This is a genomic window from Alistipes communis (genome assembly GCF_006542665.1).
Classification (GTDB): Bacteria; Bacteroidota; Bacteroidia; order Bacteroidales; family Rikenellaceae; genus Alistipes; species Alistipes communis.
The window spans coordinates 521,862-540,816 of the sequence record NZ_AP019735.1 but is presented as its reverse complement, the minus strand read 5'-3'; the positions used below and the strand labels follow the sequence as shown (position 1 = coordinate 540,816).

15 protein-coding genes are annotated in these 18,955 nt (G+C 56.2%); 6 read left to right on the top strand and 9 right to left on the bottom strand.

Going from position 1 to position 18,955, the window contains the following annotated elements:
- Positions 1–28 precede the first annotated feature (28 nt).
- A complete protein-coding gene (gene tpx, locus FMF02_RS02300) occupies positions 29–535 on the bottom strand; it encodes a thiol peroxidase (RefSeq protein WP_019131242.1) in 507 nt (168 codons plus the stop codon).
- A gap of 548 nt (positions 536–1,083) precedes the next feature.
- Here tpx and FMF02_RS02295 point away from each other — a divergent pair.
- Positions 1,084–2,031, top strand: coding sequence for an NADP-dependent oxidoreductase (locus FMF02_RS02295; RefSeq protein WP_141412071.1), 948 nt, complete (start codon positions 1,084–1,086; stop codon positions 2,029–2,031).
- Between the two features lie 32 nt (positions 2,032–2,063).
- On the opposite strand, the gene FMF02_RS02290 is transcribed toward FMF02_RS02295, so the two are convergent.
- On the bottom strand, positions 2,064–2,474 hold the full coding sequence (locus FMF02_RS02290; RefSeq protein ID WP_019131239.1) for a secondary thiamine-phosphate synthase enzyme YjbQ: 411 nt from the start codon (positions 2,472–2,474) through the stop codon (positions 2,064–2,066).
- A 368-nt stretch (positions 2,475–2,842) separates the two neighbouring features.
- Here FMF02_RS02290 and FMF02_RS02285 point away from each other — a divergent pair, with 368 nt between their 5' ends.
- On the top strand, positions 2,843–3,289 hold the full coding sequence (locus tag FMF02_RS02285) for a cold-shock protein (protein WP_141412070.1): 447 nt from the start codon (positions 2,843–2,845) through the stop codon (positions 3,287–3,289).
- A gap of 23 nt (positions 3,290–3,312) precedes the next feature.
- Positions 3,313–3,639, top strand: a complete 327-nt coding sequence (gene rbp / locus FMF02_RS02280) for an RNA-binding regulator (protein ID WP_019131236.1) — start codon at positions 3,313–3,315, stop codon at positions 3,637–3,639.
- A 626-nt stretch (positions 3,640–4,265) separates the two neighbouring features.
- On the opposite strand, the gene FMF02_RS02275 is transcribed toward rbp, so the two are convergent.
- Together FMF02_RS02275 and FMF02_RS02270 are read right to left on the bottom strand one after the other, a co-directional pair.
- Positions 4,266–4,820, bottom strand: a complete 555-nt coding sequence (locus FMF02_RS02275; RefSeq protein ID WP_141412069.1) for a hypothetical protein — start codon at positions 4,818–4,820, stop codon at positions 4,266–4,268.
- A gap of 122 nt (positions 4,821–4,942) precedes the next feature.
- On the bottom strand, positions 4,943–5,935 hold the full coding sequence (locus tag FMF02_RS02270) for a BACON domain-containing protein (RefSeq protein ID WP_141412068.1): 993 nt from the start codon (positions 5,933–5,935) through the stop codon (positions 4,943–4,945).
- Positions 5,936–6,149: 214 nt separating this feature from the next.
- On the opposite strand from FMF02_RS02270, the gene FMF02_RS13835 reads away from it, so the two are divergent.
- The 3 genes from FMF02_RS13835 to FMF02_RS02260 are packed head-to-tail and all read left to right on the top strand — an operon-like array spanning position 6,150 to position 11,104.
- Positions 6,150–7,037 (top strand): TonB-dependent receptor plug domain-containing protein, encoded by an 888-nt coding sequence (locus FMF02_RS13835; protein ID WP_244611607.1) that lies wholly within the window; start codon positions 6,150–6,152, stop codon positions 7,035–7,037.
- Positions 7,009–9,225 (top strand): SusC/RagA family TonB-linked outer membrane protein, encoded by a 2,217-nt coding sequence (locus FMF02_RS02265; protein ID WP_244611606.1) that lies wholly within the window; start codon positions 7,009–7,011, stop codon positions 9,223–9,225. The genes FMF02_RS13835 and FMF02_RS02265 overlap by 29 nt, the downstream gene beginning before the upstream one ends.
- A 22-nt stretch (positions 9,226–9,247) precedes the next feature.
- Positions 9,248–11,104, top strand: a complete 1,857-nt coding sequence (locus FMF02_RS02260; RefSeq protein ID WP_141412067.1) for a RagB/SusD family nutrient uptake outer membrane protein — start codon at positions 9,248–9,250, stop codon at positions 11,102–11,104.
- 260 nt (positions 11,105–11,364) lie between these two features.
- Here the strand turns inward: FMF02_RS02260 and FMF02_RS02255 are convergent, their stop codons facing one another.
- The 5 genes from FMF02_RS02255 to FMF02_RS02235 form a co-directional block, all read right to left on the bottom strand.
- Entirely contained in the window at positions 11,365–13,323 is a 1,959-nt protein-coding gene (locus tag FMF02_RS02255) for a calcineurin-like phosphoesterase C-terminal domain-containing protein (RefSeq protein WP_141412066.1), read from the bottom strand.
- A 111-nt stretch (positions 13,324–13,434) separates the two neighbouring features.
- The gene (locus FMF02_RS02250; protein ID WP_141412065.1) at positions 13,435–14,361 is read right to left on the bottom strand and encodes an ROK family protein; all 927 of its coding nucleotides are present in this window, start codon (positions 14,359–14,361) and stop codon (positions 13,435–13,437) included.
- Positions 14,342–16,201 carry a class I mannose-6-phosphate isomerase gene (locus FMF02_RS02245; RefSeq protein ID WP_244611605.1) on the bottom strand — a complete coding sequence of 620 codons (1,860 nt, stop codon included), beginning with the start codon at positions 16,199–16,201 and terminating at the stop codon, positions 14,342–14,344. Before FMF02_RS02245 ends, FMF02_RS02250 begins: the two co-directional genes overlap by 20 nt.
- Positions 16,202–16,230: 29 nt before the next feature.
- Positions 16,231–17,673 carry a hypothetical protein gene (locus FMF02_RS02240; RefSeq protein ID WP_141412064.1) on the bottom strand — a complete coding sequence of 481 codons (1,443 nt, stop codon included), beginning with the start codon at positions 17,671–17,673 and terminating at the stop codon, positions 16,231–16,233.
- Positions 17,666–18,928 (bottom strand): MFS transporter, encoded by a 1,263-nt coding sequence (locus FMF02_RS02235; protein ID WP_141412063.1) that lies wholly within the window; start codon positions 18,926–18,928, stop codon positions 17,666–17,668. The genes FMF02_RS02240 and FMF02_RS02235 overlap by 8 nt, the downstream gene beginning before the upstream one ends.
- Between the last annotated feature and the right edge of the window lie 27 nt (positions 18,929–18,955).

The following is an 18,955-nucleotide window of genomic DNA, read 5'->3' as shown; positions in this document are numbered from 1 at the left end:
TGCCGGCCGCCGTGTTTTTCGGACGGACTCAGGCCCTCTTTGCCGCTTCGACGGCGCGGTCGTAGTCGGGTTCCTGCGTGATTTCGGGAACGAGTTCCGTATAGACGACCTTGCCTTCCCGGTCGATGACCACGACCGAGCGGGCGAGCAATCCTTGCAGCGGGCCGTCGGCCATCAGCACGCCGTAGTTTTCATCGAAATCCGAATGGCGGAAATCCGAGAGCGGAACGAGGTTTTCGATCCCCTCTACGGTGCAGAAACGCGCGTGGGCGAAAGGAAGATCCTTCGATATGGCCAACACCACCGTGTCGGGCAGCGATGCTGCCAGCTGGTTGAATTTGCGCACCGACATGGCGCAGACCCCCGTGTCGAGACTGGGGAAGATGTTCAGAATGACGCGCTTGCCCTTCAAGCTGCTCAGGGAGAGCGTTCCGAGGTCGGTTTTGACCAGCTCGAAGTCGGGGGCCGCAGCGCCCGTTGCGATGAAGTCACCGGAGAGATGTACCGGCATGTCCTTGAATTTTGTCGTTGCCATAGTCTTTCTGTTTTGATTCGTATCGGATAAACGGTCGACGGGGCCGAATTCGTATGCTTTTCGATTCGATATGCAAAATCGATGCCTCGGTGCGGCGTTCGGATGCCGTGCGGCGGTTCGGGCGGGCGAAATAGGGACCGAACGGCGATGCCTGCCGAGAGAAGCACGCAGCGGGGCACTATCTTTGCCGTAGCGGGACAAAAACGATTGACCGCTATGAAAACGACGGAGACCGACCGCGTCGGCATTTTTCCCGTAGCCTCGTTCCGAGGAGTGCAACCCACCGGAATTGCGATCTGCGAGAGAGGCAGGATGTGCGTCTGGTTTCCGCGTCGGCACGACGGTGTCTCCTGTTCCGTCACGGAAATTTTCGGGGACGGTTTCTCTGAGCGGGCTCTGTGTGCCGGCTACGAAAAATCCTTCGAGGCGGGAACTGCCGGTCGGACTCCTTTGCCGTTTACGACGGCTGCCTCTGTTTTACCGACTCCCGCATTCCCGAGGCGGAGGGGCCGGATGGCGTTTCCCGTGGATAGCATAAAGTTACCGTTATGAAAGCGATGATTCTCGAACGTTTCGGCGGAACGGAGCGTTTCGCCGTGGCGACGGTTCCCGCCCCCGTTCCGAAGAGGGGCGAGGTACTCGTCACGATAAAAGCCGCCGGTGTGAATCCGATCGACGTCAAGACGCGTCGGGGCGGCGGGATCGCCGATTCCCTGCGTCGGCAGAGGCCGATGATCCTCGGATGGGATCTTTCGGGTGTCGTGTCGAAAACGGGGGAGGGCGTCGAGGAGTTCCGCATCGGCGATCCTGTCTTCGGAACGGTCAATTTCCCCGGGCCGGGCTGCGCCTATGCCGAGTTCGCTGCGGTACCGGCGGAACACCTCGCCCTCAAACCGCTGAACGTTTCGCACGAAGAGGCCGCGGCGGCTGCGCAGTCGCCGCTGACGGCCTGGCAGGCATTGGTCGAGACGGGAGGCATCGGGGCGGGGGCCCGCGTGCTGATTCACGGCGGAGCCGGCGGCGTGGGGCATCATGCCGTGCAGATCGCAAAGACGTTAGGCTGTTACGTGATCTCGACGGCGGCTGGCAGGGATGCCGGTTTCGTGCGGAATCTCGGTGCCGACGAGGTGATCGACTTTAACACGGAGCGGTTCGAGGAGCGGGCGAAGGAGATCGATTTCGTGCTCGATACGGTCGGCGGCGAGAATTTCGTCCGGTCGCTGCACGTGCTTCGTCCCGACGGCATGATCGTGCTGCTGCCTTCGGATCGGAAGGCGGAGGCCGATGAAGCGGCCGTAGCGTACGGCGTCGGGAATTACAGGCACATCCTGATGCATTCCAGCGGCGAGGGGATGCGCCGTATCGCCGATCTGCTTGCCGGCGGCAGGCTGCGGGTGCATGTGGACAGCGTCTTCCCGTTCGGCGAAATCGCCCGCGCTCACGAACGGCTGGAAGGCGGCGGGGTTCGCGGAAAGGTCGTCGTGGCGATGGAGTGACGCCGGTCGGTGCCGCGGGTTCCTGCGGACGCTTACCCGACGACCGTGGCGACGATGCGCCGGCCTGCGGCCCGATTGCGGAATTCGCACAGGTAGATCCCCTGCCACGTGCCCAGGTTGATGCGCCCGCGGCTGACGGGAAGCGTGAGAGCCGTCCCCACGAGCGTCGATTTCGCATGGGCGGGCATGTCGTCGTCGCCCTCGCAGGTGTGGATGTAGTAGGCTTCGCGTTCGCGGACGAGGCGGTCGAAGATCGCTTCCAGATCGGTGCGCACGTCGGGATCGGCGTTCTCGTTGAGGGTCAGACCGGCCGAGGTGTGCTTGATGAAGAGGTGCAGCAATCCCGCGGCGGGCAGCGGCGGAAGGTTCGCTTCGATCTCGTCGGTGATCGGGTGGAAGCCCCTGCTGCGGGGGCGGAGGGTGAATTCGATCTGGCGTATCATCGTTGTCGGATGTTTTTGCGGTGTATGATTTCGGGAGCGAAAATACGCTTTTTTCCGGAATCGCCGTCTCCGCGGCTTCCTTTTCCGGTCGCCGCGGAAAGAAAAAAGAGGCCGGATGTCATAAGATTTTCAAGAAAATAGGAAATACGGAATAAAATACCTATCTTTGTCGGGAAACAATCGAGTTTTATTCTGAATCTTTCTTTGTAAGAGTTCGATCCGGTCGTATACGCGGGTCTTTCTATTCTCAAAATCGACGTCATTATCGGCTCCTTTGTTTGGAGCAATATGCCTGCGGCGGGCGCAGTGTACGCTGTTGCGGCGTATTGCGCACGGTGTCGGAACCCTCAGAAAAAATGAATTGATAAATGGCAAAACGGATTACATCGGGAAAGAGAGAAAGAGAAAAGATCAAACAGACCAAGCGGCTGGACAAACAACGGAAAAGGGAAGAACGCCAGAGCAGCGGCAGCCGCAATTTCGAGGAGATGCTAGCTTATGTGGATGAAAACGGTGTTCTTCACACGACACCGCCCGAAGTCGGGGAACGCGAGGAGATCGACGCATCGCAGATCGAGGTCTCGGTACCCCGCAGGTCGGAACCGGAGGAGATCGTCCCTTTCGAGGGCCGCGTGGAGTATTTCGACGCAGCCAAGGGGTACGGCTTCATCCGGAACTCGGACAACGGCGAAAAGTACTTTTTCCATATCACGCAGGCTCCCGCAGCGATTGCCGAGGGCAATCGGGTGACATTCGAACTCGAACGCGGCACGCGCGGGATGAACGCGGTGCGCGTAGCGATCAGCAACAAATAACAATTTTTAATTTACAGATTCAGATGAACATTTATGTTTCGAACCTCAGCTGGGGTACAAGCAGCGAAAGCTTACAGAATTTATTTGCACAGTTCGGCGAAGTATCGTCGGCAAATGTGATTACCGATCGGGAGACGGGGCGTTCCCGCGGATTCGGGTTCGTCGAGATGCCCGATGACGGCGAGGGGCAGAAAGCCATCGACCGGATCAACGGCAGCGAGTTCGAAGGCAAGGTGCTTACGGTGAACGTGGCCCGTCCGAAGACGGAGCGTTCGTCGGGCGGTTACGGCGGCGGCAATCGCGGCGGTAATGGCGGCTACGGCGGCGGTTACAACCGCAGACGGTATTAATCGGGAGATGCGGGTGGCCCGCATCGGCGGGCGTCCGTGTGCCGGAAACCGTTGCGGCGGTTCCCGATCGTTCGATCGCGGCAGTCATTTGACTGCCGCGATTTTCTGTGATAGGATCGGATAGTATTCAGACGTTCATAAGAAAGTCGTTTATCCATTCGACCTCTGTTTCCCGATGACGTTCGGCACCGGAGAACGGAAAGGGAGATTCTGCTGCGAAGACTGAACTTGCGCCTGAAAGAGATGTAACTGAATTCGTAAGAAGGTGCGATTCCGTTCCGCTTCGCTTTTGGGAATGTCGCCGGATATTTTCAAGGGAGGCTGAGATCATGACCGTACATTATGTAAATCTGAACCGTTTCGATATGTTGAAGGAAATCGGGTAAAAGTTTCCATACATGATCTATCCCGACGGCGGTCGCGGCTGGGGTAACAGGGACTGTTTCCTCCGTAAGGCTGAATGGCAGCGGATCGTCCTGGATGGGATAAAATCATTCGCGTGTACCGGTAAAAGAGGCGAAAGAACAGAGGTCGGGAACGAAAAGTTCCCGACCCCTCCGATTCTGTTTATCTGCGTTTTCGACCGAAATCTCCGGAATTCGCAGGAATCCCGTTCCTCAACTCCGTCAGTCTTTCGTCACGACAATGTTGTCCAGGAAATGACGGCCGTTGGCGGTTGCGAATTTGATCCGCGTATCTTTCGTCGCTCCGGATATTTTCACCTGATAACCTTCGTACCATTTGAAATAGGCCTTATCCGTAGCCTCCATTTCGGCGATCGTCGCCCCATTGATGCTCGGAAGATCGCTGTAATCGGGCTGTGCTCCGACCGTTCCCGGCCCCTCGACGGAGACCGACATCGACTTGGTCTCATTCTTATAAGCCGCCGACGCATAGAAAGCCAGATCGAACGTAACGGTGATTTCGGAAGGCGTATCGCCGAGTTTCGCGAGCGGGGGAGTCATAAGCCACCCGCTTCCTTTGTCCTGATTGGCTCCGAACATGACGTAGCCGGGACATTCGCGAACGCCGGTATCGCTCGCCGACCAGCCGTCCGGCATAACCTCATTGTAAAGGTTGTTATAATTCGAAAGGAAATAACGTGCGGGAATGAAGTAATCATGGCCATTGAACGCTTCGTCGAAACCGTGCGCCAGAACGATATTGTCGTCGTCGGGCATGGGACGGGTATTGTAAGCCTTCTTTTCGTGCGTCGTCAGATAGAACCCGTGATTCAGCGTGACGGTACCGGTCGACAGTACTTCCGATCCTTTGATAGGCGTATTGTCCGTCGGCGCGATTTTTATATATAGGAAATTGCTTTTTTTATCGTTTGTCCTTCGGAAATGCTGAAACGCGCCATTTTATAGGGCGACGTACTTTTGAGTTCAAACGTCGGGGAAAAATCCGTATACGGCGTCGCCGCTACCTCCATGCCCTTGTTCCAGCTCTTTCCGTCCGCACTCCAAGTGCATTCCCAGTTTTTCGGAACGGCATCTGCGGAAACGAATCCGAATCCGAAACGCAATCGTCCTTTCAGATCGGACGTGGCTTTCATCTTGACGATCAATGCGGATTTCTCCCAATCTTCACCGCCCCAGCCGGTCGTGGCAAAACGGCCGTTATAAATTTGCGATTTGCCGAATACACGCGAAGTCTTGTCGTCCGTTCCTCCTATGCGCCAAACGGTATTGCCGGTCTGAGAGAACGTGACGGTTTCCGTGTCGGCGTCAAACGTACAAGTGTAAACTCGATATTCTCCACCGTCGGCAGATTGCGGATCGCACAGGAAGAAATCGGAAATCGGCGTGATGGCATAGACCGTTTCCGTTCCGCCCGCGTCATTTCCCTGCTGCGAAAAAGGGATTTCCGTACGGCTGCTCATATCATCGAGTTCGAAAACGATGCGTCCCGTCCGAACCGCCTGCCCGTCGTTGGTTTCTACCGAAAGATTGACCGACGCATTTCCCATGCCGGAAACGATATCGGCAGACGCCCAATCCAACGGCAGTTCGTCGGCATCCTCCACGGAGACATGCCAATAGGAGTTGCTCCGAACATCGAACGAGAAACTACCGCCGTAGTCGGCGATCGTTTCGAGAGAAGCCGGCGTAACTTCCAAGGTTCCGACTCCTCCGTCGCTGTCCGTATTGTCGTCGGAGCAGGCATTGAATACGACGGCTCCTGCGGACATGAGCATCGTCGCTGCAAAATTAAAAAGGCTCTTTTTCATGGTTCTGCATTTTAAGTTGGTTTTAAAACCGGAATCAGGTCTGAAAACAGTCGTTTCAGACAAAAAAACACGTTAAAAAAGTCGTTAAAATTTCCTTCTTTTTTGTCAGTTCGCAAAATTAAGCTATATTTGTACCACACCTAACAACACTTATATTATTCAAGCAAGGTTTGGTGTTGTGTGGTACCGCAAATATACTATTAATTTTAACAACATGAAAAAAATCGTATGTTACATTCGCGAAAAAAGTAATTTACTGGTAGCAATACCAATAAATATGCTTTTAGCAACGGTCGGTTTGATACCGTTCCTCGCTGCGGCCCAATCCTCGCCTGCTTACACGATTCAAGGTGCAGTCCGGACGACGACCGATGCCCCCGTAGTAGGTGCAACGATCGTTCTCGAAGGAACCCAGTTCGGCACGACATCGGACGTGACGGGTACTTTCACACTCGACTTGAAGCAGAAACCGTCCCAAGGTTCCGCGCTTTCGGTCAGCTGCATCGGATACAAAACGAAGAGAATTCCGCTCACGGAGAGCAACGCCGCGATTTCGGTAGTGCTCGAGGAGGACAATAACCTGCTCGACGAGGTAGTGGTTATCGGCTATGGCTCCGTCCAGAAGAAAGACCTGACCGGATCGCTCAGCAGCATCGACGGCGGAGCGATCCTCAACAGACAGACGCAGACCGTTTCGATGGCGCTTCAGGGAGCGATGCCCGGCGTGACGGTGACACGCACCAATTCTGCACCCGGCCAATCGGCGACCATTCGCATCCGCGGCATCACTTCGATGACCGAAGGCGCTTCGGATCCCTATGTCTTGATCGACGGGGTTCCGGGCAATCTTTCCGATCTCAATCTGACGGATGTAGCCAACATAACGGTATTGAAAGATGCTGCGTCCGCTTCGATCTACGGGTCGCAGGCCGCGGCGGGCGTCATTCTGGTAACAACCAAACGCGGGGGGAATAGCGGAACGAGCGTTACCTACAACTATACGCTCGGACTCGATTTTCCGACGTCGATGCCCGACTACATGAATGCCGTCGACTACATGAAAGCGGTCAACGAATTAAACTACAACGATTTCCCCGGGGGGGGGTGGATGGTATCAGACCTATACGAAGGACGTAGTGGACAACTATTGGAATCTCAACCGTGAGGACCCCGACAAATATCCGAATACGGATTGGCTTTCGTTGCTGTTGAAAGATTACGCCGTGCGACAGTCGCACAACGTTTCCTTCCGTTCGGGAAGCGCCAAACGGAGCACGTCGCTGAATTTCGGGTACGACGACGTGGACGGTCTTTTTACGAAAAATCTTTCCTGGAAGCGTTATACGCTGCGGTTGAACAACGATTTCGAACTTTTCAAATGGATGAAGGCGTCGGCCGACATTTCCCTGCGCAAAACGGACAAGGTGAACCCCCATACTTCGCCGTCGGCCCAGATGCGCTATATTCCGGCCATTTACGCTGCGACATTGAGCGACGGGCGCTATGCGGAAGGGAAAGAGGGCAGCAATAAATATGCAGCCCTGATGGACGGCGGTACGATCGACGTGCACGGTTACAAGATGACGGGAAAGTTCCAGCTCGACCTGACACCTTTCAAGGGTTTCTCCGTCACGGGAGTGTTCGCCCCGAACTTCTCGTATACGAAGGAAAAGGACTTCCAGAAGCAGGTGCCTTATTTCCGCGCCGGCGATTCCTCGACCGTAAGCACGAAATACATCACCGAAGCGACGACGACCGAACTCAAAGAGACGCGCAGCGATACATTTAGTCATACGACGCAGTTTTATGCCAATTATCAAAAGACGTTCGGAGAAGACCATAATTTCAGCGCCATGATCGGTTACGAAAATTACAAATACGAACAGGAGGGGCTGCTTGCCTCGAAAAGTAAATTTCCGCATTCGCTGATCCCCTATCTCTCGGCCGGAGGTACTTCCGACGTAGTGGCCAAAAGCGAGAACGTCTTCGAATTGGCCCGTCGTTCGTATTTCGGGCGCGTGATGTACAATTATCGCAATAAGTATTACATTCAGGGCAATATCCGCAGGGACGGTTCTTCGCGTTTTGCTCCGGATTCCCGCTGGGGTACGTTCCTGTCAGCTTCCGCCGGATGGGTCTTTACCTCGGAAAACTTCATGTCCGGAACGAAAGACTGGTTCGATTTCGGCAAACTCCGTGTCTCTTACGGCGAACTCGGCAACGAACGGATCAACGGCTATTATCCCTACCAGACGACGCTCACTCCGGCATATTCGGTCGGCTATATCGGCAATACCGTAACCTCGCTCCCGGGTTATTCCCAGACAGCGGCGGTCGTCAGAGACCTCACCTGGGAAACGACCACTACCTACGACGTGGGCGTCGACCTGACATTTCTGAAAAATCGGCTCTCGCTGACGGCCGACTATTACTACAAACGTACGGACGATATGCTGCTGACCGTACCTATCGCACCGATCATCGGTCTGAGCGATCCCTACGACAACGTCGGAACGATGAATACCCGCGGCTGGGAAATCACGCTGGGATGGCGCGACAGAATCGGAGACCTGACGTATTCCGTATCCTTCAACTTGTCGGACGACGTTTCGAAAATGGGGTATATCGGCAACAAGGAGATCATCTCGGGCGGAAAGATCATCAGGGAAGGCGTCGAGTACCAGTCGTGGTACGGATATGTGAGCGACGGCATCTACCAGACCGAAGCGGAAGTAAACGACTCGCCCCGAACCAACAGCGCGGTAACCGTAGGAGACATACGTTATAAGAATATAGCGGACGGAGCCGACTCCCCGAATGTGATCAACGCTGCCTACGACAGGGTCGTATTGGGGTCTTCGCTACCGCACTTCAATTACGGAGGCAACATCTCGCTCGCATGGAAGGGGCTGGATTTCAGTATGGATTTCCAGGGTGTCGGCAAACGCAACTCCTACCTCTCGGAGAGCATGGTACAACCGCTGCGGGCCCAATGGTACAATGTCCCGACGCTGATCGCCGGCGCGAATTCGTGGAGCAGGAAAAATACGATCGAGGAAAACCGTCATGCCCGCTACCCGCGTTATTCGTATCAGAGCGAGGGAAACAATTATGCCATTTCCGACTTCTGGATGTTCGACGGCTCCTATTTTCGGGTGAAGAACCTTACGCTCGGCTACTCTCTGCCGGAACGGTGGATGAATAAGGTCTGGGTTCGCAACCTTCGTTTTTCGGTAACGCTCACCGACTTTTTCACGTGCAGCGATTTTCCGAAAGGATGGGACCCCGAGGGAGGCGTTTCGGCCTATCCGATCACTAAATCGGTGTTGTTTTCCGCGCAGATTACATTTTAAATCTACATAAATTCCCTAAAATATGAGACGTTTAAGGTATATGATAGCTGCGATTTGCAGCGCGGCTCTCCTGGCATGCAGCGATCTGGATCTCAATCCGAAGGATGAGGCCGCGACAGGAAACTGGTTTCAGACACCCGAACAATTCGAAATGAACCTCAATGTACTCTTGCTCCATATGTTCTGGCCTCAGGAACGTTTGGAGTGGACCGGCTCCAACCAATGTGCATTGGATGCCATCACCGACGACTTCACCAACCGCGACAAGCTGCTGAGCTTCACCAACGGATCGCTCAACAGCACCAATCCCGTGGCGACGGCCATGTGGGACAACACATATACGGCGATCAACCGATGCAACAAGATCATCACGGAATTGCACAAGGTCGAGGCGCAGATGGACCCGGAACTCCGAAATCGTATTCTGGGGAACGCACGTTTCTACCGGGCCTGTTTCTATGCCCGTCTGCTGATGCACTTCGGCGATGTGGTGGTCGTGGACGAAAACATCGACATCGAATCCGAAGAGGGGCGAAATGCGGCCTATCTGCTCGAACGTACCGACCGTTGGTCGGTGCTGGAGGACGTGCTCGAAGAGTTCGATGACGTCGTGGAAATGCTGCCCAGGGAGTACTCCGCTTCGGAGGTGCAGCGGGCCACGAAAGGAGCCGCCTACGGCATGAAAGCCCGCACGGCGCTCCATTTCGCGTCCATTCGGAAGTGGGACACCTATGGACTGGGAAATCCCTCGGAAGCCGAACGGCTCTTCGGGATCGCAGCGGAAGCAGCCAAGAATTGCATGGATCTGAACGTGTACAAACTTCACGACAGCTTTCCGGAACTCTTCCTGCAATCGACGAAAAATTCGCCCGAAGGCATTTTCGTGATCCCGCGTTCGAAAGCCTATTCCAACGGGTCGTTGAGACAGTACCTCAACGGGCAGTCCGTGACCGTGAAACTGACGCGCACTCCTGTGGGCACCAACGCATTGGGCGAGCTTCCGTCCTGGGATCTTCTGTGCTCGTTTCTCTGCACGGACGGTCTGCCGATCGACGAATCGCCGCTTTATGATCCGAGCGAGCCTTTTAAGAATCGCGATCCGCGGTGCAGTTACACGATCGTCGAATTCGGAACCCAGCATTTGGGATATGAATTCAATCCCCGGCTGGACGTAGCGGAAATATACAGCAGCAAAGAGGGCAAGATGGTGACCAACAACGACTCGCGCACGTATCTGATATCGGGGAATTCGAACCAATACGCCTCCTACAACGGGTTGGCCCTGAAAAAAGGAATCGACGAAAGCTGGCTTTCGCCCTATGAGACGGAGCCAGACAAACGGATATTGCGTTATGCCGACGTATTGCTGATGTATGCGGAGGCCAAAATGGAACTCAACGAAATCGACGATTCGGTGCTCGAAGCGATCAACCGTGTGCGCGCCCGTGCTTACGGCGTCGAAGTTTCTGCGACGGGGCAATATCCGGCCGTCGCCGAACGGGAGCAGACCAAGCTGCGCACGATCATTCGTACGGAACGTCGTATGGAGCTCGCTTTCGAACAGCTACGTTACCTGGATCTCTATCGCTGGCGTATTGCCGAAAAGGTAATGAACTATCCCAATTATGGCCTTCCGGCAAAGAACAAGGCGCGCCAGGACGCCTATATGCAATATTGGTTCCACGGTGCTGTTCCCGAGATCGACGAAAGCGGATGCCCCGATTTCAGCCGAACCGTCAAAGGGGAGCCCTCATTTTTCGAGTCGCAGGCCAACAAACTCTCGCAGAGGCAGTTCATCGCCCCCAAAATGTACTTGTGGCCGATCCCGAACAAAACTACTGAGGTCATGCCCAATATCGAAAACAATACCGGATATTGATCCGCTCCCGAACGACGAAAACAGGAGGCCCGGAACATCAGTTCCGGGCCTCTTCGTCTATACGGATGCGCACGCAATACGGCACATGCCTGTTCATTCCGATCGAATATATAGGGCTGATAATAGATTGACAGCTCCGTCGTCGTTTTTCGCATACGGGCCATGACGCACTCGACATCCGGATAGACACGATCACGGAAAATAAAAACGGGAGTTCCCGATTTCCGGGAACCCCGTTTGCCGCGACGGACGGAACGATTTCATTCCATGGCGAAGGAGAGAGCTTTCGGGCGCTCCATGATCTGTTCGTAATGATTTTCGAAACCGTCGGTTACGACGATGCGCAGTGACGAAGAGGCCGTACGGGCCTTTACCTTGAACATATGGGCCGAATACGAGGTCGGGAAAGTCATTGCGCTCTTCTTGTCGAGTTTCCGCATATTGTAGGAGATGACATGCAAAGGATCGTGCGTACGGACGCGCTGCACCGCGAGAGACGAATCGTCCGAAAGATCCGTCACTTCGATCTTCCAGTCGTCCGCCCAGTCGAAGACGTTGATGAGCACTTCGTTATTGTCGTTCGCCCGATCATACCCGAAAGCGTATTTTGCGAAGTCGGAGTCGCTGGCCGACGGACAGAAGTCCGATTTCTCGAGCAGACACTCGTTCAGGTCGTAGGTGCGGAATTGGTATCCGGCGTCCTTGCCGATGCTTTTGTAGTACCAGCGTACGTCGCTGCCGGTCGCTTCGAAGATCTTGTATCCTCCGGGCGACCCGTCGCGGCAGATATGATTGCCGGCGTAATCGGTGTGCCCCGTCCACCACCAGGTAGCGCATACGGCGGCGATATTGTGTTCGCGCAGGCGTTCCGATTTCGTGATGTTGAAATTGTAGTGGGTGTGTCCCGTGAGAATGTTCACGTCGTAGCCTTCCAGACACTCCACGAAACGTTCGGCATCCTCCATATTATAGCTTGTAGTCGTGCGGCCGGTGTCGTCGAGGGTAGGAGTCTTGTGCAGCGGGACGTGCATCCCGACGAAGACCGGAGTCTGCTTGTCCACTGTCGCGAGGTCTTTCCTCAGCCATTCGAGTTTTTCATCCGTTAGACGGACCGAATAACTATGCGTGCCGTCGATTCCGTTCGGATTTTCATAAACGACGTTGTCCAGCAGAATGTAGTGTACGTTTCCGATGTTGAACGAAAAATCCGTTGGCCCGATGATCTGCCGGAAGGGGCCTGCGGCCGCGAAATCGTCGTTGGCGACCGTGGGATCGTTGTCGTGATTGCCCGGTGCGCTGAATACGGGGAAGTCGAGCGATTTCAGGTCGTTTTGATAATCGTTCAGGTCGTAATCGTTTTCGTACCAGTATTGATCCCAGGCCAGATCGCCCAGGGCGATCCCGTATACCGGAATGTTGTCTGCGCGGCAGCTTTTCAGATAGTCGGTCATTTCACGCAGGAATCCGCTTTGAAACTGGCTGCGGTCCGAAACGCGCCGGGCCAGGTGCACGTCCGTGAAGACGACTATGCGATGATGACTGTTGTCGCATTTCGCAAGTGCGAAATCCCGTTGCTCGACCGTCGAAGCCGACTGGTTTAGGTAGCCGAAGAAGCGTGGCGTCGTACCCGAATGATCCACTTCGTAACCGCTCGGCACCGAGATGAAGACATATCCGTTCTTTTTGTCCGATGCGAGGTAATAGATCCCTTCGGCATCCGTCCTTGTCACCTCCGAACCGTCCGATACGACCACTCCGGCCACCGGTTCGCCGTTGCAGGTGACGGTGCCTTTGATATTCATGCCCGCTTTGTCCGGAATGTCCGAAAGCAGATTGAAGGTCGTGCGTCCGAGCAGCAGGTTCTGGCCGTTGCGCGACACATAGACTTTGTATTCGCCGCTGGTCAGACCGTCGGGAACGACGAAAACGATCTCCGTCGAGGTGACGAGCACGGCCGGAGCGGTATATTCCGCCGAACCTGTGAGGACGGGGCGCAGTACCACGACGTCTCCGGATTCGAATCCTCTGCCGGAGATGGAGACTTCGCTGCCGATCGATGTGTAGATCTGATCGAGCAGCACGACATCCGAGATATCGAGGATGCCGTGCTCTTCGGAATCCTCCTTCGAGCAGCCGGTGCTCTGGGCCATTAGCAGGATCAATGCCGCCGATACAGCGAACAAACGATGGATTATCGAGGTGAAAGAGTTGTTTTTCATTGGTTTTATAGGTTGGATTTTCCCGATGCCTCAGTCGGTCGTACGGGTATGATAGGTAATATGTCGAATCGGAGGAAAAGACGATCCGCGATCGGCCCCCCCCCCGACGCATCACGTCTCCGGCCGCAGGCCGTCGAGTCGTGCGAGAAGTCCGTAGAAAGCCGCATGTCCGATGTGTGCCGCCGGAGCAATGCTCCGCAGACACGCCGTCCCATACAAGCCTTTGCGCAAGCCAGGTTCGAGATAAGCGTACGAACGGGAAATTTGACCGCCCAGCAACAGACACTCGATCCGTTCCTTGCGGATCAGTTCGCGGAGAGCCTCGCCCAGCATGCGGCCTATGGTCGCAAAGGTCTCCCTGGCGGCCGGATTCCCCTCTCCGGCCATGCGGCCCAAGTCGGCCACCGTAAGCGACGGCCCGGTATCCTGTCCCGTTATCTCGCCGTAGAGTCGTAGGAATCCGCGTTTGGCGACATAATCTTCGAGGATTCCGTCGCGGAACGGTTTCTTGTAGACGGTGATCCGAGGGGAACCGGTCGGAGCGTATTGCACCTCGCCGTCGAGACAGCAGGCGAACCCGAGTCCCGTTCCGAGGGCGATGAGCGCTGCGTTGGCGAAGCCCCGGGCGTTTCCGCAGCGCATTTCGCCCAGCATCGCGGCGTTCACGTCGTGCATGAACAGAACGGGCATCGTCGGTCCCACATCCGTACGTGTGCGGAGCAGGTCGAGCAGCGATATGCCGTATATGTTCCGGAATTTGTGCGTCATCAGCGGAATGCCGAGTCCGAAGTCGAACGGGCCGGGGAAGGCGATTCCCGTGCATCCGATCCGCAGGCCTCGGTCCGCCGCGGAGCGCATGCCTCGCTCCACGGCGGCGATCAGGGCCTGTTCGATCTCTTCGCGCGGACCGTCCGACGGCATCGGTACGGAGTATTCCGTGTCCGGAACGAACCGTCCGTTTCCGTCGGCGATGACGGCTTTGAGAAACGTCCCTCCGACATCGAAAAGCAGTTTCCCGTTATTCGGCGTCGAATCCATCTTTGAGCATGGTTTTGTGCACGCAGATCGGCTCCGTGCGGAGATTCTCGATGACGTAGCGCCCCATGTCCGCGGGGACGACCACCATGTCCATGAATTCGGCGTCGAAATAGCGTTCGGGATGTTCGATCGAACGGATTCGGATGCGTTCGCCGTCGACGAGCGTCAACACGTGGAACCTGCCGTTCGTGTTGTCCTCGACGCTTGTCTCGAATTCGAGGCGTCGCAGCGAGAAGTAGAGCATGTCGCTCTCTCCGACGATATATTCCGCCCATGTTTCGCCTTGGCGGACGATGCGAGGCTGTTGTACGATATGGTCATGTACCCACGACGCCTTGCGTTCGAATGCAAGGTTGCGTTCGCCGTGCCAGGTGTGGATCGGCCGGGGCTTGCCGTCGAGGTCGGCGCGCAAGTAATCGTAGAGTTTGTAGGTGTAGGAACCGATCGTCAGGCTGCCGATTTCCAGCACCACCTGGTTGCGGCCGGAAGAGTGGATGGTTCCGGCCGGAAGCATGACCTGCAATCCGGGTTTCGAAACCTCGTAGTTGACGTATTTCAGATAATCGACGGGCTTGTACTCCGTGTCGGCGCGTTTGATGTCCCGGATGAACTGCTCGGTGTCGGCGTCGTCGCGGAATCCGACGAACGTGCGGGCGTTGTGTCCGGCCACGACCACGTAATAGCTTTCGTCCTGACGTCCCAGCTCGTCGTAATTTTCTTGGTTGTAACGGGCTCCCGAATGTACCTGGATCGACATGTTGCCGTTGCTGTGGTAGGAGTCGTCGTAGTTGAAGCGGATCGGAAAATAACCGTGGAATTTCTTTACGCAGGCATCGCCCATGATGGCCTCGCCTTCGCGCTGTACGAAAGTAAAGAACGGGAACTCGACCCGCTCGGCACCGGCCTCGACGACGATGCTGACCTCCATCGGGATCAGGTCGAAGACCCACGCGCAGTTGCGCATGGCGTCGGGCAGGTTGCGGAGTTTCTTGACATAGGTGCCGCCCCAGACCCCTTCCAAATAGACGGGCTTGCAGCGGAACGGATAGGCGGCCAGGGCGCCGAGCATCTGTTCCATGGCATTCCGCGGCAGCAGATGTATCCGGTCGTGATGGTCGGAAGCGACATAGTAGTCGAGTACGCTCTGCTGCAAGAGTTCGCCGCGCAGGTGTACGGCCATTTCGAAATCCACGTAGTAACAACGCCGGATAACGAGGTTGGCAGGCCGGGCCGTACGGTCGCCCAGGTTGGCGTATTCGCCGCGGCGGATACGCAGGATCGATTCTTTGGGAGTGACATCGAAGTAACATTTTCTGTCGTAGAGCGGCCGCAGCCTTTCGACGAGACATCCGTATCCGTAGACGGCGATCACCTTGCCGTGGTCCGCGGATGCCTGTAATTCGGACAGCCGTCGTGCGAACCCTTCGATTTTCGCAGGGTCGAACATCGCTTCGTATCCGCCTCGGAAGATCCGGCCGTAGAGTAGCGTCGGGTCTTTCGTGCGATCCCATTCCAGATAGGGGTCGACCATTTCGTGGATCTGTTCCTCGGTTTTGTAGACCCGTGCGAAATCCATCGCTTCGAATCCGATGCCGAGGAGTCCGAGTTGCTGCGAGAGCAGGTTGATCGTTCGGGTCCAGTCGGCCGTGGTGTATCCGTCGAATGCGACGATCAGGTTGCGTTGGGGCGTCGCTTTCAATGTCTCTGCGAATTCCCGGGCGAGTCTGGCTGCCGCCTGCGGAGTTCCGGCTGTGACGGATTCGATGGTCTGGGGGGCGAGTACCGGCTTATTGATCGCACGCGGATCGTCGTAAGGGTACGGATTGTACATGAAACTCATGGTATGTAAATTTTATGGGATGAATGTTTTTATTCGATAGGGCAGTAGTCGAAGTCCATCAGGGCGGCGACCTCCTTCAACTCTCGGCGGTAGTCTCCGTCGACGACCCCGAAGTGCTGTGTGCTGCCCACGCGAAGAATCTGTTCGAAGAAGCGTCCGACGGGAACATCGGGCCGGAAAATGCTGTGCGAATAGGTAGTCAGAATATGGTCGCCCGGAAGCGACTCGGCCATTCCGCAAATGAGTTTGTAGCGTCCGTTCTCTTCGGCGAGCTGGGCGAGTGTTTTCCGCCCCGGAGAGATACGATACCATGCGAACGGAGCTCCGGCGTAGCGGTAGTCGGTTTTGGCGAAGCGCACGTCGCGTGCGATGACCACATTCCCCTGCCATGAGGAGTCGTTGTGGTCGTTGGGGCCGGCGTGACCACCGGCGAAGGTTCCGAATTCGGATTCGATGTGGAAAGGTTCGAGAAAGTTTACATGACGTCCCGAGAGCAGTTTCAGGATATAGCAGATCAGTCCGGCTCCTGTGTCGGCTTCGGGGACGAGTACCGAGATGTTCTCGTTGAACCAAGGGTGATAAAAACCGGCGCGCAGTCCCACCAGCCGGAACATCGCCTGGTCGATGTCATTGAAGACCAAAATGTCGGAATCGGACATGCGAGCCATCTCCGCCAGTCCGATCGAGGCGCGAACCGAAGCCCGGAATTTTTCGGGATCGACATCGTCCATCATCCGGTATCGGGCCGTCAACTCGTCGCAATATGCGTTCAGTACGGTGTCGTTCACGCCGTCGATGACCTCGCCGTAGGTCGAATAGGGGAGGAAATGGATCTCCGGACCGATTTTCGTGAAGAGCGCGTAGGGATCGAAATAGGTGGACCACATCGCCTCGTTGTAATTGGCCAGCAGTCCGAGATTCGATTGCCGCAGCAGGCTGCGTACGCGGGCGGCGGAGGCGAATGTCCGGATGCGTCCGGTCACCTCCTCCCGCGATCCCATGACGATGCGGACGTGTTTTCTGCCGACACGAGGAAGCGATCCCGACCCTTCGAGCGATCCGACGAGCGTTCCGGAGCAGAGATACTCGATGAAGTCGTCCTCGTCGAGCGTGTCGCGGAAGGCCATTCGCTCCTTGGTTACGTTGACGAAGATCATCGGCACCTCGGGCATGTCGCGCAGGAAACGTATCCATGCGAAATCTTCCGACCAGGAGAGGAACTCGGCGATGATGAAGTCCGCCTTTTCCAGATAGAATCGTTCCATGGCACGGACTGCATCCTCCCGTTCGTAGACGATCCCCGGGAAGATGACGTCGAGAAAGTCGAGTGTCCCGAGAATTTCCTCGACCTGCATGGCTTTGCGTTCTCCGTAGGTGCCGTGCGGCAGCCCTTCCCCCAGATTCTTGAATCGGGGCGATGCGATCAGGAGCAGCCCTGCTTTCGCCTTTCTGTTTTTCTGTTTGCTATACATTGTTTATGCGATTATAGTTTTTCATGTAGAACCGTTTGCTGCCCGCAAGCATCAGCACGCCGCATACGAGCCATACGCCGGCCAGCATCGTAATGCCGGAAGAGAGTCCGGCCGCCTCTTTCACGGCACCCAGTATGACGGGTGCCAGCGCTCCTATGGCGAATCCGGTCATGATCATTACGCCGGACGCCGAGGAGTGGTAGCGTTCGGGAACGACGTCGTAAAGAACCGTGTAGGTGTTGGCGTCGAAGAATGCCCGGGCGAAGCCGAATCCTGCGAAGCCGAGATAGATGATCCACAGCGTCGAAGAGTGTCCCATCATCACGATGAACGGCACGGCGGCCAGCAGGCCGATGCCCTGCATGGCCATTCGGCTCGCAGGGTGTTTCGCGGCAATCCGGTCGGAGATGCGTCCGGCGATCAGGATTCCGACGAAGGCGAACAGATGCGTGTAGAACATCGAGTGGAAACCGGCAGCGGCCAGATCCATGTCGAAACGTTCGTAGAGATAGGTGGGCATCCAGGTCAGATACCCCGTCAGCACGAAGATCAGTCCGGAGAAACTGAGCGTCAGAATGAGTGCCGTCGGAGTCGTGAAAACGATGCGGAATCCTTCGGCGAAACGGGGTTTCTGCTCGTTCCCCCCCCCTCTTTCTGTCGGCTCGGTCGCAGGATGTTTGCGGTCGCGCAAGTGTCCGGCCATGATTATGCCGTGGAGAACCCCGATGGCGCCGAAGATGTAGAAGGCGTTGCGCCAGCCCCAGAGTTCGCCGACGACGCCGGCGGCATACCCGCTGAGGATGATCCCGACATAATAAGCCGTCTGGTGGATCGACATGGCGAAGGCTCGCGTCCGGTCGTGGTAATCGGCGATGAGCGAGTAGTTCGCAGGCCCGAAGAAGGCTTCGCCGCCGCCCGTTGCGATGCTGCGCATCACGACCAGCATCAGGAATCCGTTGCAGAGTCCCGTGAACATGGTGGCGATGCTCCAGAAGAGGACGCTCGCCGTCACGATCCACTTGCGGCTGAAACGGTCGCCGATAAATCCTCCGATCGGGACCAGCACGGCATAGAACAGGTTGAAAACCGTGGCGATCGTACCGACGGCCACATCGCTCAGCCCCAAGTCCTCGCGGATGAGCGGAAGCACCACGTTGAATACCTGTCTGTCTGCCTGATTGAGCAGGTAGGCGACCCACAGCAGGGCCAGCACCTCCCATTTGTATCCTTTACGGACTTTGTCGTATCCTGTCATAAACTTGAAACGCTTTTGTCTCGGTTC